Origin of the sequence: Lysobacter sp. Root667 (assembly GCF_001427715.1) — a bacterium.
Lineage (GTDB): Bacteria > Pseudomonadota > Gammaproteobacteria > Xanthomonadales > Xanthomonadaceae > Lysobacter.
This window is the reverse complement of the sequence record NZ_LMHF01000009.1, coordinates 904424-925221: the sequence shown is the minus strand read 5'-3', so window position 1 is coordinate 925221 and position 20798 is coordinate 904424. Positions and strand designations below refer to the sequence as shown.

The 20798-nt window shown below is 70.2% G+C and carries 22 protein-coding genes; 11 read left to right on the top strand and 11 right to left on the bottom strand.

Features of this window, described 5'->3' with window-relative positions; genetic code table 11:
• Nucleotides 1–23: 23 nt before the first annotated feature.
• Complete coding sequence (locus ASD78_RS07750; RefSeq protein WP_055902520.1) at nucleotides 24–593, bottom strand: Maf family nucleotide pyrophosphatase; 570 nt, start codon at nucleotides 591–593, stop codon at nucleotides 24–26.
• A gap of 123 nt (nucleotides 594–716) precedes the next feature.
• Here ASD78_RS07750 and ASD78_RS07745 point away from each other — a divergent pair, with 123 nt between their 5' ends.
• The 3 genes from ASD78_RS07745 to ASD78_RS07740 all read left to right on the top strand — a co-directional run bounded on the left by ASD78_RS07745 (nucleotide 717) and on the right by ASD78_RS07740 (nucleotide 2614).
• Entirely contained in the window at nucleotides 717–1496 is a 780-nt protein-coding gene (locus tag ASD78_RS07745; protein WP_056099746.1) for an SIMPL domain-containing protein, read from the top strand.
• Nucleotides 1493–1663: a hypothetical protein gene (locus ASD78_RS20625; RefSeq protein WP_156087627.1), complete on the top strand. Its 171-nt coding sequence runs from the start codon at nucleotides 1493–1495 to the stop codon at nucleotides 1661–1663. The genes ASD78_RS07745 and ASD78_RS20625 overlap by 4 nt, the downstream gene beginning before the upstream one ends.
• A 279-nt stretch (nucleotides 1664–1942) precedes the next feature.
• Nucleotides 1943–2614 carry an energy transducer TonB gene (locus ASD78_RS07740; RefSeq protein ID WP_056099744.1) on the top strand — a complete coding sequence of 224 codons (672 nt, stop codon included), beginning with the start codon at nucleotides 1943–1945 and terminating at the stop codon, nucleotides 2612–2614.
• A gap of 123 nt (nucleotides 2615–2737) precedes the next feature.
• Here ASD78_RS07740 and rlmH read toward each other — a convergent pair whose 3' ends face one another.
• Complete coding sequence (gene rlmH, locus ASD78_RS07735; RefSeq protein WP_055902522.1) at nucleotides 2738–3208, bottom strand: 23S rRNA (pseudouridine(1915)-N(3))-methyltransferase RlmH; 471 nt, start codon at nucleotides 3206–3208, stop codon at nucleotides 2738–2740.
• Nucleotides 3209–3350: 142 nt separating this feature from the next.
• On the opposite strand from rlmH, the gene ASD78_RS07730 reads away from it, so the two are divergent.
• Nucleotides 3351–4898 carry an alkaline phosphatase PhoX gene (locus ASD78_RS07730; RefSeq protein WP_056099741.1) on the top strand — a complete coding sequence of 516 codons (1548 nt, stop codon included), beginning with the start codon at nucleotides 3351–3353 and terminating at the stop codon, nucleotides 4896–4898.
• Nucleotides 4899–5144: 246 nt separating this feature from the next.
• Here the strand turns inward: ASD78_RS07730 and rsfS are convergent, their stop codons facing one another.
• From rsfS to ASD78_RS20620, 6 genes are all read right to left on the bottom strand, one after another.
• On the bottom strand, nucleotides 5145–5570 hold the full coding sequence (gene rsfS, locus ASD78_RS07725; protein WP_055902527.1) for a ribosome silencing factor: 426 nt from the start codon (nucleotides 5568–5570) through the stop codon (nucleotides 5145–5147).
• Between the two features lie 40 nt (nucleotides 5571–5610).
• Complete coding sequence (gene nadD, locus ASD78_RS07720; RefSeq protein WP_056099737.1) at nucleotides 5611–6276, bottom strand: nicotinate-nucleotide adenylyltransferase; 666 nt, start codon at nucleotides 6274–6276, stop codon at nucleotides 5611–5613.
• A 49-nt stretch (nucleotides 6277–6325) separates the two neighbouring features.
• Complete coding sequence (gene holA / locus ASD78_RS07715) at nucleotides 6326–7372, bottom strand: DNA polymerase III subunit delta (RefSeq protein WP_055902533.1); 1047 nt, start codon at nucleotides 7370–7372, stop codon at nucleotides 6326–6328.
• 2 nt (nucleotides 7373–7374) lie between these two features.
• A complete protein-coding gene (lptE, locus tag ASD78_RS07710) occupies nucleotides 7375–8022 on the bottom strand; it encodes an LPS assembly lipoprotein LptE (RefSeq protein ID WP_082575478.1) in 648 nt (215 codons plus the stop codon).
• Nucleotides 8023–8281: 259 nt separating this feature from the next.
• Entirely contained in the window at nucleotides 8282–11041 is a 2760-nt protein-coding gene (gene leuS, locus ASD78_RS07705; RefSeq protein ID WP_055902535.1) for a leucine--tRNA ligase, read from the bottom strand.
• A 178-nt stretch (nucleotides 11042–11219) separates the two neighbouring features.
• Nucleotides 11220–11387 (bottom strand): hypothetical protein, encoded by a 168-nt coding sequence (locus ASD78_RS20620; protein WP_156087626.1) that lies wholly within the window; start codon nucleotides 11385–11387, stop codon nucleotides 11220–11222.
• 177 nt (nucleotides 11388–11564) lie between these two features.
• Between ASD78_RS20620 and ASD78_RS07700 the strand changes: the two genes are divergently transcribed.
• Nucleotides 11565–12872, top strand: a complete 1308-nt coding sequence (locus ASD78_RS07700; protein ID WP_056099731.1) for an amidohydrolase family protein — start codon at nucleotides 11565–11567, stop codon at nucleotides 12870–12872.
• A gap of 112 nt (nucleotides 12873–12984) precedes the next feature.
• The gene (locus ASD78_RS07695; RefSeq protein ID WP_156087625.1) at nucleotides 12985–13236 is read left to right on the top strand and encodes a SemiSWEET transporter; all 252 of its coding nucleotides are present in this window, start codon (nucleotides 12985–12987) and stop codon (nucleotides 13234–13236) included.
• A 30-nt stretch (nucleotides 13237–13266) separates the two neighbouring features.
• Here the strand turns inward: ASD78_RS07695 and ASD78_RS07690 are convergent, their stop codons facing one another.
• The 3 genes from ASD78_RS07690 to ASD78_RS07680 are packed head-to-tail and all read right to left on the bottom strand — an operon-like array spanning nucleotide 13267 to nucleotide 14722.
• Nucleotides 13267–13872, bottom strand: a complete 606-nt coding sequence (locus ASD78_RS07690) for a DUF998 domain-containing protein (RefSeq protein ID WP_235566457.1) — start codon at nucleotides 13870–13872, stop codon at nucleotides 13267–13269.
• Nucleotides 13869–14069, bottom strand: coding sequence for a helix-turn-helix transcriptional regulator (locus tag ASD78_RS07685; protein WP_200944138.1), 201 nt, complete (start codon nucleotides 14067–14069; stop codon nucleotides 13869–13871). Before ASD78_RS07685 ends, ASD78_RS07690 begins: the two co-directional genes overlap by 4 nt.
• A 23-nt stretch (nucleotides 14070–14092) precedes the next feature.
• Nucleotides 14093–14722 carry a hypothetical protein gene (locus ASD78_RS07680; RefSeq protein ID WP_156087624.1) on the bottom strand — a complete coding sequence of 210 codons (630 nt, stop codon included), beginning with the start codon at nucleotides 14720–14722 and terminating at the stop codon, nucleotides 14093–14095.
• 132 nt (nucleotides 14723–14854) lie between these two features.
• Between ASD78_RS07680 and trxA the strand changes: the two genes are divergently transcribed.
• The 5 genes from trxA to ASD78_RS07655 all read left to right on the top strand — a co-directional run bounded on the left by trxA (nucleotide 14855) and on the right by ASD78_RS07655 (nucleotide 20789).
• The gene (gene trxA / locus ASD78_RS07675; RefSeq protein ID WP_056099716.1) at nucleotides 14855–15730 is read left to right on the top strand and encodes a thioredoxin; all 876 of its coding nucleotides are present in this window, start codon (nucleotides 14855–14857) and stop codon (nucleotides 15728–15730) included.
• 142 nt (nucleotides 15731–15872) lie between these two features.
• On the top strand, nucleotides 15873–16325 hold the full coding sequence (locus ASD78_RS07670; protein WP_056099712.1) for a DUF4442 domain-containing protein: 453 nt from the start codon (nucleotides 15873–15875) through the stop codon (nucleotides 16323–16325).
• A gap of 268 nt (nucleotides 16326–16593) precedes the next feature.
• Complete coding sequence (locus tag ASD78_RS07665) at nucleotides 16594–18615, top strand: bifunctional serine/threonine-protein kinase/formylglycine-generating enzyme family protein (protein ID WP_082575477.1); 2022 nt, start codon at nucleotides 16594–16596, stop codon at nucleotides 18613–18615.
• Between the two features lie 300 nt (nucleotides 18616–18915).
• The gene (locus ASD78_RS07660) at nucleotides 18916–19581 is read left to right on the top strand and encodes a DUF502 domain-containing protein (RefSeq protein ID WP_055902560.1); all 666 of its coding nucleotides are present in this window, start codon (nucleotides 18916–18918) and stop codon (nucleotides 19579–19581) included.
• 5 nt (nucleotides 19582–19586) lie between these two features.
• A complete protein-coding gene (locus ASD78_RS07655; RefSeq protein ID WP_156087623.1) occupies nucleotides 19587–20789 on the top strand; it encodes a PQQ-dependent sugar dehydrogenase in 1203 nt (400 codons plus the stop codon).
• Nucleotides 20790–20798 lie beyond the last annotated feature (9 nt).

The window sequence follows — 20798 nt, the reverse complement described above, 5'->3', positions numbered from 1 at the left end:
GCGCGGCGGCCGGCGCGCGCGGGTCACGCATCAAGGCCGGCCTCGCGCAGCAGGCGTACGGTTTCGTGCAGGGGCAGCCCCATCACGCCGGAGTAACTGCCCGACAATCGGCTGACGAAGGCCTCGGCGCGGCCCTGGATCGCGTAGGCGCCGGCTTTGCCCTGCCACTCGCCGCCGGCGATGTAGCCGGCGATGCGCGGCTCGTCCAGGGTCTCGAACACGACCTCCGACACCGACACCGCCTGCGCTTCGCGCGCCGGCGAGACCAGCGACACCGCCGAGATCACCCGGTGGCTGCGCCCGGACAGCCGGCGCAGCATGGCCGCGGCGTCCTGCGCATCGCGCGGCTTGCCGAAGACCTCGTCGTCGAGCACGACCTCGGTGTCCGCGCCCAGCACCAGCGCGCTCGGGTTGGCGACCACGCTCAGCAGACCGGCGCCGGCCTTCTCGCGCGCGACCCGGCGCACGTAGTCCTCGGCGGGCTCGCCGGGCTGGCGGTGCTCGGGTATGTCGAGGTCGAGCACGCCGAACGGCAGGCCCAGGCGGCCGAGCAACTCGTGCCTGCGTGGCGATTTGGAGGCGAGATAGAGCATCCTGCGAAGCATAACCCGCGCTGACTGAGCGCCGGCCGACGCGACGGGCGCCAACCCCGCCGCGGATCACGGTTCGTTAACCAGCTCGGCAACACCCTATTCCCACATCAACAGGAGTTGAACATGTCGTCCTCGCCAAGCTGGCACCGTACCTCCACATCCCGTTTCGCCCTGCGCCCCCTGGTGCTGGCCGCCACTCTCGCCCTCGGAGCCGTCACCGCCATGTCCGCCACCGCCCAGACCGCTCCGGCCTACGTGGCCACCGACGGCACCCTGCTCTCGGTGTCGGCCCAGGCCGAGGCCAAGCGCGTCCCCGACATCGCCACCGTCTCCACCGGCGTGGTCACCCAGGCCGCCGACGCCAACGGCGCGATGCGCGCCAACGCCGAGCAGATGGCCAAGGTGGTGGCCGCGATCAAGGCCGCCGGCATCGCCGACCGCGACGTCCAGACCAGCGGCGTCAACCTCAACCCGCAGTACCGCTACGCCGAGAACCAGCCGCCGGTGATCACCGGCTACCAGGCCAGCAACAACGTCAACGTGACCGTGCGCGATATCGCCAAGGTCGGCAAGATCCTCGACGCCCTGGTCGCCAACGGCTCCAACCAGATCAACGGCCCGACCTTCGACATCGACGAGAAGATCAAGGAAACCGCCTACGACGAAGCCCGCCGCAGTGCGATCGAGAAGGCCCAGGCGCGCGCCGAGATGTACGCCAAGACCCTGGGGCTGAAGGTGCGCCGCATCGTCAGCGTCAGCGAGGGCGGCCGTTTCAGCCCGCCGATGCCGATGATGTCGATGGCGCGGATGGAGAAGGCCGGCGCCGCCGCCGACACCTCGATCTCGCCGGGCGAAAGCGCGCTGTCGATCAACCTCGACGTGGTCTTCGAGCTGGGCAAGTGAGCTCCCCGGCCGCCCCCGACCCGCGCAAACCCGCGCCCGGCTACGCCGAGCCGCAACCGCGCAACCCGGACGACGCGCGCCAGCCGCATCCCAAGCGGCCGCCGAATCCGGACGAAGGCGGCCTGGAACGCGAGCCGGACCCGGCGCCCGACCCGGCCGAGGAGTGATAGCCCGGTATCCGCAGCACCGAAGGCCCGCGCAAGCGGGCCTTCTTCATTTTGCGGCGCGCAGACGGCTGACCGGCCGCGCCGCGCTCTTTGCCAATCGGCTTGGCGGCGGCCTGCCGGACCACGACACCGGACTCAATCCCCGCGCCTCGCCGTGCCGCTCGTCCCAGGCGCCGACGAGGCGCGCCGACGCGCCATCGAAAAAATTTCCGCGCGGCTTAACCCCGCCCGCGATCCCGGCCCGTTTCGATCCGTGCAGACCACACCAGGAGAGCTTCCATGGCGCACGCGATCCCGCATCCCGACCGTCCGCAACTGGACTACAACCGCATCGCCGGCAACGCCGGGGCGATCGCCGTCAACGCGGTGCTGCTGATGTTGCTGCTGGTGCCGCTGTCGGCGCCGCAGCTGATCGAAAAGCCCGACGAGTTCATCACCGACGTGTTGTTCCGCGATAAGCCCAAGGTGACCGAGCCGCCGCCGAAAGTGGTCGAGCGCGAGATCCGCAAGGAGCCCAAGCCGAACCCGACGATCGCGCCGAAACAGGTGCTGGTGGAGACGCCGCCGCGGCCCGTGGTCGACCCGATCGAGACCGACAACATCTACGTGCCGGAAACGCCGCAGCAGCCCGAAGTGTTCGCCAAGAACGACATCGGCCGCGGCGAAATCCTGACCGGCGCGACCCTGCAGGTGGTCAACAACCCGCCGCCCAGCTATCCCGGCGAGGCGGTGCGCAACAACCTCACCGGCACAGTGATGCTGGAAATCCTGGTCGGCATCGACGGCAAGCCGGTCGAGGTGACCGTGGTCAAGAGCAGCGGCCACCGCGTGCTCGATCAGGCCGCACGCCGCGTGGTGATGTCGCGCTGGACCTTCCAGCCGGCGATGGAAGGCGGCCAGCCGGTGCAGGCGCGCGGACGGGTGCCGATCGAATTCACTCTGGAACGTTGAGTCCCTTGGCGAGGGAGCGGCCCGGGCCGGTATGGCCGGGCCGTTTTTTTGTGTCGCCTCGCTCAGGCGCAGCGATGCTCAGGCGCGGTGTGCCCCAGCGCGGTGTGCTCAGGCGCGGTGTGCTCAGGCGCGGTGATATGGATGGTTCGCCAGCAGCGCCGCCGCGCGGTACAGCTGCTCGGCCGCGACTAGGCGCACCAGCATGTGCGGCAGGGTCAGCGGCCCCAGCGACCACTGCTCGTCGGCGCGCGCGAGCGCATCGGGCGCATGGCCTTCGGGGCCGCCGATCAGGAACGCCAGATCGCGGCCCTGGCCGCGCCAATGCTCCAGGCGCTGCGCCAGCTGTTCCGAGGTCCACAGCCGCCCGCGCCCTTCCAGCGCGACCACGCAGGCGTTCTTGGGCAAGGCCGCGATCACGCGCGCGCCTTCGTCCGCGGTCGCGCGCGCGGCGTCGCGGCCCTTGCCGCGCAGACCCGGCTCGATCTCGACCAGGTCCAGCGGCAGCCAGTGCGAGAGCCGCTTCTGGTATTCGCCGAAGCCCTCGGCGACCCAGCGCGGCGCGCGTTCGCCGACGGCGATCAGTTTCGCTTTCATCGCGACATGGTAGCGGTCCGCGACGCATGCACGGGCCAAACCGCGCCTGCGTCGCATTTGGGCGCTGTGACACGCTCGCGTCATCGAACGGTTACCGCGCCGACCTAGCGTGCAGGCTCCCCCAGCCAGCAGGAGCTGCACCATGGATGCTTTCGATCCCTCCCGCCGCCAGGTCCTCAAGGGCAGCGCCGCCGCGATGGCGGTCGGCGCGATGAGCACGCTGGGCGCGTTGTATTCGCGCCAAGCGCTCGCCGCCCAAGACCCGACCCGGCTCGCCCCCGTTCCCAGCCGCTACGGCCCGCTCGCCCCGGTCGCCGATCGCAGCACCGGCCTGCCGCTGCTGCAGCTGCCGCGCGGCTTCAGCTACCGCTCCTTCGGCTGGAGCGGCGACCGCATGGACGACGGCCAGCCCTGCCCCGACCGCCACGACGGCATGGCCGTGGTCGGCGTGCGTCCGGGCGGGCGCCGGCCGCACGAGATCGGCGCCGGCCGCCTGCGCCCGCACGGCCCCGAATACGTGCTGATCCGCAACCACGAGCGCGGCGCGGCGACGCCGATCCAGGCCCCGGGCATGTACGACAAGGGCGACCTCGGCGGCGGCAAGTTCGCCGGCGGCGGCACCACCACGCTGAGCTACCGCAACGGCGAATGGGGCAGCCTGGAACCCAGCCTGGGCGGCACCCTGGTCAACTGCGCCGGCGGCCCCACGCCCTGGGGCACCTGGCTGAGCTGCGAGGAGATCAAGAGCGACGCGGTCTCCAGCGCCGGCCGCAAGCACGGCTACGTGTTCGAGGTCGATCCGCGCAGCGAACGCACCACCGGCCGGCCGCTGATCGGCCTGGGCCGCTTCAGCCACGAGGCGGTGGCGATCGACCCGCGCACCGGCATCGTCTATCTGACCGAGGACGACCGCAACAAGGCCGGCCTGTACCGCTTCATTCCCAACGACCGCGCCGGCCGCAACGGCTCGCTCGAGCACGGCGGCCGCCTGCAGGCCGCGCGCGTGCGCGGACGCCGCAACGCCGACCTCACCGTCGCCAGCATCGGCACCGAGTACGCGCTGGAGTGGGTCGACATTGCCGATCCGGATCTGGATTCGATCGCCGCCCCGGCCGGCTTCCCCGACATCTCCGCCGGCGAAACCCTGAGCGGCACGTTCGCGCAGGCCTGGAGCGACGGCGCGCTGCGCATGAGCCGCGGCGAAGGCATCTGGTACAGCTACGGCAAGATGTTCATCGTCGACACCAGCACCGGCGTCGACAGCCAGGGCCGCAAGGGCCGCGGCAACGGTTCGGTATGGGTGCTGGACCTGGCTAGCCAGCGTTTGCGCGCGCTGTTCGTGAGCGGCAACCAGCTCGCCGCGCACAACCCCGACAACGTCAGCGTCAGCGCGCGCGGCGGCGTCATCCTGTGCGAGGACGGCGGCGAAAGTCCGGACGAATACGGCCCCGGCGCACGCCTGATCGGCCTGACCCGCGCAGGCGAATCGTTCTATTTCGCCAAGAACAACGTCGCCCTGACTTCGCAGCAGATCGCCGACGCCGGCAAGTCGGTGCCGGAAGGCGACTACCGCGACACCGAGTTCTGCGGCGCCTGCTGGGACCCGTTCGCGCGCACCTTGTTCGTCAATATCCAGACGCCGGGGATCACCGTGGCGATCACGGGACCGTGGGAACGCGGCCCCTTGTAAGGCCGGCGCAGGAAGCGCCGGCCCACGGCGCTCCCTGCGGCGACGGATGCCCTGCAGGAGCGGCGTAAGCCGCGATTGAAACCTCAGTCGCGGCAGAATTCGTCGCTTGAGGCTGTCCAATCGCGACTCGCGTCATTCCCACACGCGAAGGCGTTCGCATGGCAACAGGCAGCGGACGCAAACGAAAACGGCGCCCTCGGGCGCCGTCGTCTGTTACGAATCAGGTGTTACGGATGAGGAACGGCCTTACAGCCGGTCCTCCTCGTCGGTCTCCAGCGCATCGCCGAATTCCGGCGGCTGGTCGCCGACCGTCCACAGGCGCTCCAAGGCGTAGAACTCGCGCACGCGCGGCAGCATCACGTGCACGACCACGTCGCCCAGATCGACCAGCACCCACTCGGCCTCGCGCTCGCCCTCCACGCCCAGGGGCATGACATCGAGGTTCTTGGCGAACTTGACCACTTCGTCGGCGATCGACTTGACGTGGCGGGTCGACGTGCCCGACGCGACCACCATGTAGTCGGTGACGCTGCTCTTGCCGCGCACATCGATCTCGACGACGTCCTTGGCTTTGAGTTCCTCGACCGCCGCGCGCACCGTGCTCAGCAGAGCGTCGGTCGACGGGGGAGGGGTCGGCATGCGGGTCTTGATGACGTGGGCTTGGCTGGTCAAGGAAAGGACTCTGGGGGACTAAGCGGGGTTGCGTCGGAGATTATAACGGAGCGCCGGCCGCCGCCTGGCCTCCGTACAGGCCATGGCGCTCGATATAGACGGCCACCGGCGCCGGCACCAGGTCCTGCCAGGGCTGGCCCGCGGCGATGCGCTGGCGCACCTCGCTGGCCGACTCGGCGTGAAGAGGCTGGTTCAGGCGCAGTACCCGGCCGGCCGGGGCGGCGCGCAGCGCGGCCGCGTCGGCGGCGTCGCGGCCGGCGACCAGGGCCGCCAATTCAGGCGCCAGGCCCTGCTCCAGGGGGCTGCTGGGGCGCTGGGCGACGACGAAATGGGCCAGGTCGAACAGCGACCGCCATTCGTGCCACTGCGGCAGGCCCAGGAAGCTGTCGGCGCCGACCAGCAGCGCGACCGGCGCGGCGTCGCCGATCTCCCGGCGCAGCTCGCGCAGGGTCTCGACCGTGTAGGAGCGGCCGGCGCGGGCGAGTTCGCGGGTGTCCACGAGCAGCCGCGGTTCTCCGGCCACCGCGAGATCGAGCATGCGCGCGCGTTGCGCGGCGTTCGCGCCCGGCGGCGCGCGATGCGGCGGATCGGCCGCGGGCATCAGGCGGATGGTCGCGTCCAGGGCGTCGCGCGCGGCGCGCGCGATCGCGAGGTGGCCGTCGTGGACCGGATCGAAGGTGCCGCCGTAGTAGACCCGCAAGCTCATCGTCCGGCCGCCGTCGAACGCAGGCGGCGATCGCGCGGGGCGACCGCGCTCACGCGCCGCCCGACACCAGCAGCCGCGCTGCGCGCGGTTCGGCGACGGCCAGCAACAGGCGTTCCAGCGCGATCCAGGCGTCGCCGGCTTCGCGGCCCTTGGCCATGCGATCGACGCGCCCGGCCTGGGCCACGAACGCGTCCCAACGGCGCGCGTCGTGGCGCTGCAGCGCGCGCCGGTACATCGGCTGTTTGGAATCCCACACCCGCTGCGCCTTGAACTCCGCCGACAGATTGCCGCCGCGCGCATTGACCCGCGCCAGCGCGGCGCCGCGCTGCAGTTCGATCACCACCATGCCCAGCAGCGCCGGCACCGCTTCGCCTTCCGCGCGCAGGCCGGCGAGCATGCGCGAGACCTGCGCGCCCTGCCCGTTCATGGCCGCATCCACGACCCGGAACACGTCGTAACGCGCGGCGTCGGCGACCAGCGATTCCATCCGCGCCAGGTCGATGGCTTCGCCGTCGGACAGCAGGGCGAGCTTGTCGACTTCCTGGGCGGCGGCGAGCAGGTTGCCCTCGACCCGGTCGGCCAGGCTCTGCACCGCGTCGCGGTCGGCGCGCAGGCCGCGCGCGCGCAGGCGGCGCTCGATCCATTCGGGCAATTCGTGCGGCTTGATCTGCCAGGCGATCGCGACCCTGCCGACCCGGCCGATCGCCTCGCTCCACTTGCCGCCGTGCTGCTTGCTCCATTCGCCGCAGCTCACCAGCAGGCACACGTCCTGCGGCGGATCGGCGCAGAAGCCGGAAATCACCTCGGCGCCGTCCTTGCCGGGCTTGCCGGTGGGCAGGCGCAATTCGACCAGGCGCCGGCTGGCGAACAGGCTGGGCGCACGGAAGCTGGCCTCGAGCGCGTTCCAGTCCGGTTCGCGCTGGTTGCCTTCGGCTTCGAACACTTCGCGCTCGGCGATGCCCTGCTGGCGGGCGGCGGCGCGCACGGCATCGGCGGCTTCCAGCACGCGCAGCGGCTCGGGGCCGGCGATCAGGTAGGCCGGACGCAGCGGCTCGGACGCGACTTGGGCGGCCAGCTGTTCCGGCTTGAGTTCCATCGTCAGCGCGGCGGCTTGGGCGGCGCCGGCTCGATCTTCGCGGGAGCCTGCGGCGCGGCCGAGCCGGCCGCTTCCATCGCCGCCTGCGCGGCGTCGGTGGCGATCGGAGGCTCGCCCTGCGCGCTGGGCGCGGCGGCACTGCCGTCGACCTTCTTCACCACCGCATCGATGCGGCGCAGCACCGAGGCGCTCATCTCGCGGCGCATTTCGCGCTGCAGGGTTTCGCGTTCGCCCTCGGTACCCAGCGAGGTCACCGGGTTGGAGACGTAGTCCCGCGACAGTTCGACGGTCTGGCGCGGCACCAGCGGGCTGCCGTCGGCCTTGCGCAGTTCGAAGATCACCGCGTAGCGCAGGCTGTATTCCTGGGCGCGGCCGAGCTGGTCGAGCGCGACCGGGGTATCGCCCCAGCGCTCCGACATCAGGTCCAGCACCGCGGCCGATTCGGTGTCCGCCGTGGCCGGCACCGCCCCGGCGCGGGTCAGCGCCTGGGCCAGCGATTCGGCCAGCGGACTGTAGCGATCCACCGACACCACCCGCACCGGACCCAGGTCCGGCGGCAGCGTCAGAGCGCTGCGCAGTTGGAAACCGCAGGCCGACAAGGCCAGCGCGAGGGTGGCCGTGGCGACGGCGATGAACGGACGAGGGGTCATGCGCGAAGTCTGGACGAGCGGGCCGCGCGCATCAATAGCGGCGCCGGATTCGGCTGAACGAGGCTTCAGGGGTCTGAGCCGCTACTCCGGCCTCCGCACGAATGGAGGGCCGCAAGTTTCAGAAGAATCGAAACTTTCGCAGGCGCCGCCGTGGGCGCTGCGAAACACCCGGGCTTGCGACACCCCATCCCTGCCCGCGTGCCGCGAGCGCCGCGGCCCCGCTCCCCGTGCAGCGGGGAGCGAGGGAATCGCTGCAGATTCAGCTCGCGACGATATTGACGATCTTGCCCGGCACCACGATCACCTTGCGCACGGTCAGGCCTTCCAGGTACTTGATCACGTTCGGCTCGGCCAGGGCCAGGCGCTCGGCGTCTTCCTTGGCGACGTTGACCGCGACTTCGATGGTGCCGCGCAGCTTGCCGTTGACCTGCACCGCCAGCGTCAGCGCGTCGCGTTGCAGCGCCGAGGCGTCGGCCTGCGGGAACGCCAGGTCCTCGAGCAGGGTTTCGCCGTGGCCCAGCGCCTGCCACAGCGCATGGCTGGCGTGCGGGGTGATCGGATTGAGCAGCAGCACCGCCGCGGCCAGCGCTTCCTGGCGCAGGGCGCGGCCGTTGCCGCTGGCGTCGTCGAACTTGGACAGGTGGTTCAGCAGTTCCATCACCGCGGCGATCGCGGTGTTGAAGCTGTGGCGGCGGCCGTAGTCGTCGCCGACCTTCTGGATGGTCTCGTGCAACTGGCGGCGCAGGGTCTTCTGCGCGGCGTCCATCGTCGCCAGGTCCAGCGCCGGCGCCGGGCCGTCGGCGGCGTGCTTGTGCACCATCGTCCACAGCCGGCGCAGGAACCGCGCCATGCCTTCGACGCCGGCCTCGTTCCATTCCAGCGACTGCTCCGGCGGCGCCGCGAACATCGAGAACAGGCGCACGGTGTCGGCGCCGTACTTGCCGACCATCAACTGCGGGTCGACGCCGTTGTTCTTCGACTTCGACATCTTTTCGGTGCCGCCGATATGCACCGGCTGGCCGTCGGACTTCAGCGTCGCGCCGACGATGCGGCCGCGCTCGTCGCGCGCGATCTCGACGTCGGCCGGGTTGATCCAGTCCTTGGAGCCGTCTTCGAGGTCGCGGTAGAAGGTTTCGGCGATCACCATGCCCTGGGTCATCAGGTTGGTCGCCGGCTCGTCGCTGTCGACCAGGCCCTGGTCGCGCATGAGCTTGTGGTAGAAGCGGAAATACATCAGGTGCAGGATCGCGTGCTCGATGCCGCCGATGTACTGATCGACCGGCGTCCAGTACTTGGCGCGCTCATCGACCTGCGCGGCCGCGCCCGGCGAGGTGTAGCGCGCGTAGTACCAGCTCGACTCCATGAAGGTGTCGAAGGTGTCGGTTTCGCGCTCGGCTGCGCCGCCGCAGCTCGGGCATACGGTCTTGCGCCACTCGGGGTCGGCCTTGATCGGCGACTGCACCCCACTGAAGGCCACGTCTTCGGGCAGCACCACCGGCAGTTGGTCTTCCGGCACCGGCACGTCGCCGCAGTTCGGGCACAGGATCACCGGGATCGGGCAACCCCAGTAGCGCTGGCGGCTCACGCCCCAGTCGCGCAGGCGGTAATTGACCCGGCGCACGACCCGGCCGTCGCCGCCGTAGCGCGCGGCGATCGCATCCAGCGCCTGCTGGAAGTCGAGGCCGTCGAACTCGCCCGAATTCACCAGCCAGCCGCGCTCGGTATAGGCCGATTCCTCGACGATGCGGCGCTGGAAGTCCTCCACCACCTGCACCGCGGCGCCGGTGTCGTAGACGTCGACCGAACCGGCTTCGCCCAGCGCGCTGCGCATCGGGTCGTCGTGGCGGGCGACGTGGCGGCCGATCTCGTCGAGCGCGTCGCGCACTTCGTCGGGCACGATCACCATCTTGATCGGCAGCGCGTAGCGCAGCGCGAACTCGTGGTCGCGCTGGTCGTGGCCGGGCACGGCCATGACCGCGCCGGTGCCGTAGTTCATCAGCACGAAGTTGGCCACGTACACCGGCAGCTCCTCGCCGGTGACCGGATGCAGGGCGCGCAGGCCGGTGTCCATGCCGCGCTTTTCCTGGGTCTCCAGCTCGGCCTCGGTGACGCCGCCGCGCTTGAGATCGGCCAGGAACGCGGCCAGGTCGGGATCGCCCTCGGCCGCGGCCAGGGCCAGCGGGTGTTCGCCGGCGATCGAGACGAAGGTCGCGCCCATCAGGGTGTCGGGGCGGGTGGTGAACACCGTCAGCGGTTCGACCGCATTACCGGCCTCGTCGCGCACCTCGAAGCGGATCTCCAGGCCTTCGCTGCGGCCGATCCAGTTGCGCTGCATGGTCTTGACCGCCTCCGGCCAGCCCGGCAGCGCGTCCAGGCCGTCGAGCAGTTCCTGGGCGTAGTCGGTGATCTTGAGGAACCACTGCGGGATCTCGCGCTTTTCCACCAGCGCGCCGGTGCGCCAACCGCGGCCGTCGATCACCTGCTCGTTGGCCAGCACGGTCTGGTCGACCGGGTCCCAGTTGACCACCGAGTTCTTGCGGTAGGCCAGGCCCTGCTTCATCAGGCGCACGAACATGCGCTGCTCGTGGACGTAGTAGTCCGGGCGGCAGGTCGCGAACTCGCGCGACCAGTCGATCGCGTAGCCCATGGTCTTGAGCTGCGCCTTCATGTGTTCGATGTTGGCGTAGGTCCACTTGGCCGGCGCGGTCTTGTTCTTGATCGCGGCGTTCTCGGCCGGCAGGCCGAACGCGTCCCAGCCCATCGGCTGCAGCACGTTGTGGCCGGTCATGCGCTTGTAGCGGCTGATGACGTCGCCGATGGTGTAGTTGCGCACGTGGCCCATGTGCAGCGCGCCCGAAGGGTACGGCAGCATCGACAGGCAGTAGTACTTGGGCTTGTCGGAGCGCTCGTCGACCTCGAAGGCGCGGGTGCCGTCCCAAAACTGCTGGGCGGCGACCTCTACGGACTTGGGGTCGAAGGCGTGGCTGTCGGTGGGAGCTGGGGCGACGTCGCTGGACACAGGGGGTCTGGCAGGGCAAGGAAAGACCGGAAAGCCTACCGCAGTGCACAAAAGCCCGCCATGGCGGCCGGCCCTGGGCCCATGTCTGGCCTGGGTCGGGCCCGGCGCGGCGGCCGCCCCGAGGCGTCGAAGGGGGTATGGCCGCGGCCGGCGGCGCGCGCCGGCCGCGGCGACGGCGTCAGCGTTTCACACACACCCAGGTGACGACCTTGCCGGTGCTGTCGTATACAGGCGCGGCCTTGTATCCGATCGGACAGAGCAGCAACGGCTGGTTGGCGGCTACGGCCACGACCGGCGCGAGCGACATCGCGACGAACGCGGCGAGCAGACAGAGCGTCAATTTCATGGACGACCTCCAGTTGATTTCCGCAAAGGTTCGCTTGCATGCTGCGGCGGCCATTCCCGGACCGCGCGGGCGATTGTCCCTGCATTCGTCCCCGCATGTGCGAAGTCGGTCGCACTATTTGCCGGTGCGCCAGCGTATGGCGCATCGATTCCTCCACGAGCACCGCCGGAATCCACGATGACCCGCCTGACCGCCGCCGTATCGTTCGTCCTCGCCGCCCTCCTGGCCCCGCCCGCCCTCGCCGCCGAAGCGCCGACCGCCCTGCACTGCGGGCATCTGTTCGACGCGCGCAGCGGCCGGTTGCTGGACGCACGCACGGTGGTGGTGCGCGAGGGCAAAGTCGCCGAAGTGCTGCCGGGCCGCGCCGATGTCGCCGGCGCGCTCGCGATCGACCTCAGCGGGCACACCTGCACCCCGGGCTGGACCGATCTGCACGTGCACCTGGCCTCGCAGTCCAGCCCGCAGAGCTATTCCGAAGGCTTCCGCCTCGACGACGTCGACTTCGCCTTCCGCTCGGTCGGCTTCGCCAAGAAGACCCTGCTGGCCGGATTCACCAGCGTGCGCGACCTCGGCGGCGAAGTCAGCCCGCACCTGCGCGACGCGATCAACCAGGGCCTGGTCGACGGGCCGCGGATCTGGGCCGCGGGCAAGTCGATCGCCACCACCGGCGGCCACGCCGATCCGACCAACGGCTACAACGACGCGCTCTCGCACCTGATCGGCCCGCCAGGCCCGACCGAGGGCGTGATCAACTCGATCGAGGACGCGCGCCAGGCCGTGCGCCAGCGCTACAAGGACGGCAGCGACGTGATCAAGATCACCGCTACCGGCGGTGTGCTGTCCTACGCCAAGTCCGGCGACGCGCCGCAATTCACCGTCGAGGAGGTCAAGGCCATCGTCGACACCGCCAAGGACTACGGCTACCGCGTCGCCGCCCATGCCCACGGCGAGGAAGGCATGAAGCGCGCGGTGCTAGGAGGCGTCACCAGCATCGAGCACGGCACCTACATGAGCCCGGAAGTGATGGCGCTGATGAAGCAGAGAGGGACCTGGTACGTGCCGACCATCTACGCCGGCCGCTTCGTCGCCGAAAAGGCCAAGATCGACGGCTATTTCCCCGAAGTGGTGCGGCCCAAGGCCGCGCGCATCGGCGCGCAGATCCAGGACACCGCCGGCCGCGCCTACCGTGGCGGGGTCAAGATCGCGTTCGGCACCGACATGGGCGTGGGCCCGCACGGCGACAACGCGCGCGAGTTCCTCTACATGGTCGAAGCCGGCATTCCGGCCGCGACCGCGCTGCAGGCCGCAACCATCCGCGCCGCCGAAGTCCTGGGCGTGGACGACCAGGGCGTGATCGAAGCCGGCAAGCGCGCCGATATCGTCGCAGTGCCGGGCGACCCGATCGCCGACATCAACGCGGTGATGAAAGTCGCGTTCGTGATGAAGGACGGCAAGGTCTACAAGCAGCCCGGCGCCGCGGAATGAACCTGGTCGCGACGTCGTGCCGGCAGCCCCGGCCGGCGTCGCGGCGGTGCCCGCGACAACAGACACACCGATAGCCGGATCGATAGCCACACCGACAGCCAGGAGAACGCCCGTGGACCTGGAATGGATGGGTTACGTCGGCGCCACGCTGACCACACTGTCGTTCCTGCCGCAGGCGGTAAAGACCATCCGCAGCCGCGACACGCGCGGCATTTCCCTGGGCATGTACGTGGTGTTCACCGTCGGCGTCGGCTTCTGGTTCGGCTACGGCGTGGCGCTGCAGTCCTGGCCGATGATCGTGTCCAACGCCATCACCTTCGTGCTGGCGACGACCATCCTCGGGCTCAAGCTCAAGCACGGCTGAGGCCGCGCGCCGCCCTGCCCCAGCGCAAGCTCACGACGGGCGCGGCGCCGCCTGCGCGCGCGCCGCGGCCAGCCACCACAGCAGCCAGGCGCCGAACGCCGCGCGCTGGGCCAGGCCCACCGGCAACAGCGACGGCAGCACCAGGGCGAACAGCAGCACCGCCAGCGCCGCGATCAGGCTGGCCTGGCTGAAGCCGCGCAGTTCCGGCCGCGCGCGGCTGCGGCTGCCGATCGCGATCGCCAGCGCACCGGCGGCGAAGGCCAGCCACCACAGCAGCCACACGGTCGCGTGCAGGCGGCTGGGCGCGGCGTCGAAATCCTGCGGGTCCAGCGGCAACAGGCCCTGCGCCGCGAACGCCAGCGCCGACAGCAGGACCAGCTGCGCACCCACGCGCACGCTCCAGCGCGTGCCGGCCAGCGACTGGCGCAGGCCCACCGCGACCGCCGCGGCGAGCACGCCCGGCAGCACGAACGCCAGCAGGTTGAACCACAGCGCATACGGCACGCCGGCGGCGCCCAACAGCGCGACCGGATGGCGGCTGTGCGCATAGCCGTCGAGGACCGCGCCGAAGCCGGCCAGGGCGAGCGCGAACGACACCAGCGCCGCCGCGGCCACGATCGATTTCCAGGATTTCACGTCGTCTCCCAAGCGAATACGTCTTCGACTCCGACCCCGAACGCGCGCGCGATCCGGAACGCCAGCTCCAGCGACGGCGCGTAGCGTCCGGCCTCCAGCGCGATGATGGTCTGCCGGGTCACGCCGCAGGCATCGGCCAGCGCCTGCTGGGTCATTTCGCCGCGCTCGAAGCGCAGGCGGCGGATCTGGTTCGCGATCGGTGTGCTGCCCATGCGCGCGCTCAGTGCCGGTCGCGCCAATAGTGGACTGCGCTGGCCGCGTATTCGAACAGCCAGCCGCACATCAACGCGAACACCAGCAGGCTGGACACCATCGCCGGCGTCGCCCAGTCCAGTCGCGCGGCGGGGCTGAAACCCAGCGTCACCGCCATCGCGATCACGCTCAAGGTCAGCGCGCCACGGCCCCAGTCGGCGGCGCGGCGGGCGATCTCGCGGTCGCGCTCGTCCTCCTCGACCGCACCTTGCCAGCGCGAGCTCAGCAACTGCGACAGCACCGCCCATGCCGCCAGCAGCAGGACCAGATGGCGGCCGACCGCGCCGGCCTCGGGGTTGCGCCAGATTTCCGCGCCCTGGAAGGCCTGCAGCTTGGCCAGGTAATAGGCCACCGCCACGGCCATGAAGCCCAGGCCGATCCAGGCCCGCCATTCGGCCGGCGCGGCGCGGCCTTCGAACTCCGCGCGCGGCACCCGCTGCAGCCGCCACAGCGACACCCAGGCGGTGGCGACCAGCAGGGCCACGCCGATCTTGCCGCCGTCGAAACCCAGCACCGCCGACGGGCTCGCGATCAGCAGCCACAAGGCCAGCCCCGCCACCGCCAACAGCCCGGCCAAACTCCAGGTACGCGTCATCATGATGTCTTCCCTGCCAGACAATATGTACGCTTTACATTACATTCGCTGCGACGCATGTCAAGTATCTTTTACATGCCTTGGATTCCCCCGCGACTGGCACCATGTCCGCTGGATCGCTTTCCGGGACCACCCATGACCGCCTCCGCCACCGCCTCGCCGCACGTCTTCGACGCCACCACCGACCGTTTCGAAGCCGACGTCATCCAGAAATCCGCGCAGACGCCGGTGCTGGTCGACTTCTGGGCCGAATGGTGCGAACCCTGCAAGACCCTGGGCCCGCTGCTGGAAAAACTGGCCGCCGAGTACAACGGCGCCTTCGTCCTGGCCAAGGTCGACGTCGAAGCCGAGCAGCAGCTGGCCGGCATGTTCCAGATCCGCTCGATCCCGACCGTGTACCTGGTCAAGGACGGCCAGCTCGTCGACGGTTTCCCCGGCGCCCTGCCCGAAGGCCAGTTGCGCGAGTTCCTGAGCCACCACGGCATCCAGCCGGCCGCGGCCGCCGAGGAAGCCGCGCCGGTCGCCGCGGAAGCCGAACCGGACCCGCACGCCGAAGTGGTGCGCCTGCGCGCCGAGGTCGCGGCCGAGCCCGGCCAGGACGAACGCAAGCTCGACCTGGCCCTGGCCCTGCTGCGCACCGGCGCGGCGACCGAGGCCGAACACCTGCTGGACGCCCTGCCCGCCAACCTCGCCACCGACGACCGCGCCCTGCGCGCCCGCGCACGCCTGGGCTTTGCCGCTGTGCTCAAGGACGCGCCGCCGCCGGAAGTGCTGGAGGCGGCGATCGCCAGCGACGAAAGCGACCTGCGCGCGCGCCACCTGCTCGGCGCGCACCGTCTGGTCGGCGGCCAGTCCGAGGCCGCGCTGGAGCAGTTCATCGAGATGCTGCGCCGCGACCGCGCCTACCAGGACGGCCTGCCGCGCAAGGTCCTGATCGACGCCTTCCGGGTGGTCGAGGACGAGGACCTGGTCGGTCGCTACCGCCGCAAGATGTCGTCGCTGCTGTTCTGAGACGCGGCGCCCCGGCGCACCGTCCCGAACGCAAACCCGAGGCGGCGCCCGCGCGGCGCCGTCGCGCGGCTTGACCATCCGCGGCTTGACTATACGCATGCGTATGGCAGGCTGGGCGCCTCTCACCGCTCCCCGGCCGCGCATGAAAGCCAGCACCCTCAAACTCGGCCTCAACCTGTGGCCGCCGTTCCTGTTCAGCGGCATCCGGGTGCGCAAGATCGCGCCCGATTACCGCCGGGCCCAGGTCGAGCTGCGGATGCGGCCGTGGAACCGCAACTACGTCGGCACCCACTTCGGCGGCAGCCTGTTCGCGATGACCGATCCGTTCTGGATGCTGCTCACGCTGAGCGCGCTGGGCCGCGACTACATCGTCTGGGACAAGATGGGCACGATCGAATTCGTCAAACCCGGGCGCGGCACGATGCACGCCGAGTTCGCGCTCGACGAACAGGTACTGGAGCAACTGCGCGCGGCCACCGCCGGCGGCGACAAGACCCTGCACTGGTTCGACACCGACGTGATCGACGCCGACGGCGAAGTGGTCGCACGCGTGCGCAAGCAGCTTTACGTGCGCCGCAAGCCGGGCCGCGGCTGACGCCCCTCCGCGCCGTGCCCGACGTGGCGGCGTTCACGATGCGCAGACCGGCGACGGTCGATTTCTGACGCAATGGGGCCAATCCCGACGCGCCAGCGGCAGGACGCAGGCGCACCGCCACACGCGGCCTGTCGCCTTGCGCTCGCAACGAGGCACAATAGGCGTGCGCGCCAATGGATGGCGCGTCTTCACGTAATTTGCGTGATGTGAGTGTGGTCAGTCCCGGCACGCATCGGCGTATGCTGGGCACTCGCGACAGGGGGCCGCGATGTCCAGGTCTACACAAAACCCGCACGAAATCGCAGCACCGTTGCCGGAGATCACCGGCTATCGCCTGCTGCGCGTGATCAATCACGGCGGCATGTCGACCGTGTACCTGGGCGAACAGATCGGCCTGGCGCGCGAAGTCGCGATCAAGGTCATGCAGCCGATCGCGCTGGCCGACGAAGTCAGCCGCCGCCGCTTCGAGAACGAAGTGCGCACCATCGCGCGGCTCGAACACCCCAACGTCGTCGTGATCCACGAAGTCGGCCGCACCCGCGAGGGTCTGCCCTACTACGCCATGCCCTACCTCTCGCGCGGCCACCTCGGCCAGCGCGATCTGAGCAAGGACGAACCGCGCGCGATCTCGATCATGGAGACGCTGCTGTCGGCGCTGGACTACGCGCATGCGCGCGGCGTCGTGCATCGCGACGTCAAGGCCGAGAACGTGCTGTTCGACGACGCCGAACGTCCGCTGCTCGCCGATTTCGGCATCGCCCTGCGCCGTGGCTTCGGCCCGCGCGTGACCGCCGCTGGCCTGGCCGTGGGCAGCACCGCCTACATGGCGCCGGAACAGGCGCGCGGCGAAGACGTCGACGGCCGCGCCGATCTCTACAGCCTGGGCGTGCTGGGCTGGGAAATGCTCACAGGGCGCCTGCCGTTCGAAGCCGCCGATGCGCTGTCGATGGCGGTGATGCACGCCCAGGATCCGATTCCGAAACTGCCGCAGCACCTGCGCCACTGGCAGCGCTTCATGAATCGCGCCCTGTGCAAGCAGCCCGCGCAGCGTTTCCAGGACGCCGCCGAAATGGCCGAAGCGCTCGCCGACGTGCAGCGCAGCGGCCTCAAGCACACCATCAAGCGCATGATTCCGCGCGCCAGCCGCCTGCGCCAATGGGCGGTGCCGCTGTGGGCCGGCGTCGCGGCCGCCGCGGTCGCGGTGGTCGCGATCGGCTTCGGCCTGAACAATCGCCAGGACGACGGCTTCTTCCGCGTCCAGGCCGGCACCGCCGCGCCGGTCGGCGCCGCCGCAGCGGTCGCCACCCCCGGCGATCCCACCGATGCGATGCTCGCGCCGTTGCCGGAAGCGCCGCTGCAACGCTCGCTGGAAGAAGTGCGCCGCTACATCCGCCAGGGCAAACTGACCGCGCCGGCCGACGGCAACGCCTATAACAGCCTGCTCACCGCCTGGCATGCCGACAGCACCAGTCCGGACGTGCGCGCCGGCGTGACCGAACTCACCCACGCGCTCGGCGACCAGATCGCCGTCGCGGTGCGCGAACGCAACGACCAGCGCGCGCGCGAACACTTGCTCAACGCCACCACCCTGGCCCAGCAGACCGGCAGCGCCGACTCGCCCGCGATGCGCGCATTGCGCGAGCAGGCCGCCGCCGCGCTGCAGGCGCGCCTGGAACTGGACGCCAAGCGCAACGACCGCGAGGACGCGCAACGCACCGCCGCGCTCGCCGCCGGCTTCGACCTGCCCAAGGCCACCGCCACCCGCCTGATGGCCCAGGCCCGGGCCGTCGGCGGCGTCGCCGCCGGCGAACCGATCGCGGTCGGCAGCCTGATCCAGGACAACAGCCGCGTCACCGTCGCGCTCAGCCCGCGCCCGGTCAGCCGCGCCGAGTACGCGCGCTTCGCCAGCGCCAGCGGCCGCAGCCCGGCGCTGTGCCGCGAACGCGCCTCGCTGCTACGCGTGCTGGCGCCGCGCAACTGGGAGTCGCCGGGCTTCAAGCAGGCCGACGCCGAACCGGTGGTCTGCGTCTCGCAGGCCGACGCCGAAGCCTATGCGCAGTGGTACAGCCAGCAGACCGGCCGCCGCTACCGCCTGCCCAGCGCGGCCGAAGCCGAACACCTCAACGACACTCCCGGTCGCGCGCTGTCGATGTGGCTGCGCGACTGCGGCCGCGACTGCCAGCAGCGCCAGGCCAGCGGCGCCTCCTGGCGCAGCAACCAGGCCCAGCGCCCGCTGGCCGCCGCGCGCGGCTACGACGACGTCGGCTTCCGTCTGGTACGCGAGCGCTAGGCGCAGTCCCGACGCAGTTGCCGGTTTCGCCGCGCGATCCGGCTGATGGTGCGGCGGTCACTGCACCCCACGTCCACCCTGCCCACCCCGCACTCCACCGTAGGATGCGGTGAGCCGAAGGGCGAACCGCATGCCGCGCGATCCGGCGGACGACGACGGTGCGAGCCCACGGCCCCACCGTCCCAGCCGTTCGCGCCGAGTCTGTAGAACCACGACGCGGCGGCCCGCACAGCCGCTTTTCCCGCCAAATCGCCACCACGCACCGCCGCCCTTGCCCGCGCTCGCCTACAATCTGGCGCCATGCGCATGTCCAGCCTGCAACGCCTGTTCCTCACCGGTCTGCTGACCCTGCTGCCGATATGGCTGACCTGGGTCGTGGTCAAGTTCGTGTTCGTGCTGCTGTCCGACACCAGCCGCCCGCTGATCGATCCGCTCCTGGCCAACCTCGCCGCGACCAATCCGCAGGCGCTGGGCTGGCTCACCGAACGCTGGTTCGCCACCGCGCTGGCCCTGGCCGCGACGCTGGGCGTGATCCTGCTGTCCGGGGTGATGGCGCGGCGCGTGGTCGGACAGACCGCGCTGCGCGGTTTCGAATCGTTGATCAAGCGCATCCCGCTGGCGAACACGATCTACTCCAGCGCACGCCAGCTGCTCGACATCCTGCAGACCAAGCCCGACGGCACCCAGCGCGTGGTCCTGATCGACTTCCCGCACACCGAGATGAAGTCGATCGGCTTCGTCACCCGCGTGCTCAAGGAACAGGGCACCGGCCGCGAGCTGGCCGCGGTATACGTGCCGACCACGCCCAACCCGACCTCGGGCTATCTGGAAATCGTGCCGGTGGAAAAGATCACCCCGACCGACTGGACCGTCGATCAGGCGATGAGCTTCATCATCTCCGGCGGCGCGGTCTCGCCCGAAACCATTCCCTTCTCCGTCCCCGCCGACGTCAAAGCCGCGAGCTGACCCGCATGAACTTGCAAGGACGCTTCCACTTCCGCCCGTTGTTGCTCGCCGCTGCGCTGCTGTGCGCCGCGATCGCCGCGCCCGCCGACGCCGCGCCTGCGCCGCTGGTCGCGCAGACCGTCAAGCTCGACGACGGCCGCAGTTTCCAGCTCAAGCTGCCGGCGAACCTGGAGATCGTGCCGGTCGCGCAGGGTTACAAGCGCATCCGCTTCTTCGCCCGCAGCCCCGACGGCCGCCTGTTCCTCACCGACATGCGCGACCTCAGCGACAACCGCAAAGGCCGGGTGTTGATCCTCGACGGCTGGGACGAGAAGAAGGCCAAGTTCGCCAGCATCACGCCCTACCTCACCGACCAGCGCAATCCCAACAGCCTGGCCTTCCACACCGACCGCGACGGCCAGCAATGGCTGTACCTGGCCCTGACCGACAAGCTGGTGCGCTACCGCTATCGCGCCGGCGACCTCAAGCCCAGCGCGGCGCCGCAGACCCTGGCGACCTACCCCGACTACGGTCTGAGCTACAAATACGGCGGCTGGCACCTCACCCGCACGGTCGCGTTCGCCAACAACGGCAAGATGTACGTCTCGGTCGGCAGCAGCTGCAATGCCTGCATCGAGAAGGAAGTCGTGCGCGCAACGGTGATGGAGTACAACCCCGACGGCAGCGGCGCGCGCGTGTATGCGCGCGGCCTGCGCAACGCGGTCGGGCTGATCGCCCACGACGACCGCCTGATCGCGACCAACCAGGGCTCCGATCACCTCGGCAACGACAAGCCCGACGAGACCTTCTTCAAGCTCAGCGACGGCGCCGACTACGGCTGGCCGCACTGCTACCACAGCGCCGGCAAGGTCTACGCCGATCCCAAGTTTCCGCGACCGGCCGGCTGCGCCAAGGTGCCGCGCGCGTTCGGCTGGTTTCCCGCACACGCGTCCGCGCTCGGCGTCGACTGGTTCCCGGCCGGCGACAGCACCCTGTCCAGCCAGTACGTGGTCGCCCTGCACGGCTCGACCAACGCCAAGATCGGCCACGGCTACAAGCTGGTGCGGGTCAACGCCGACGGCAGCAGCGGCGGCGACCTGATCACCGGTTTCCTCGACGGCGCCAAGGTCAACGGACGCCCCTGCGGCGTGATCCGCATGGGCCGCGACGCGTTCCTGTTCACCGACGACAAGTACGGCGTGATCTATTACGTGAGGCCGAAACGATGAACCACGAAA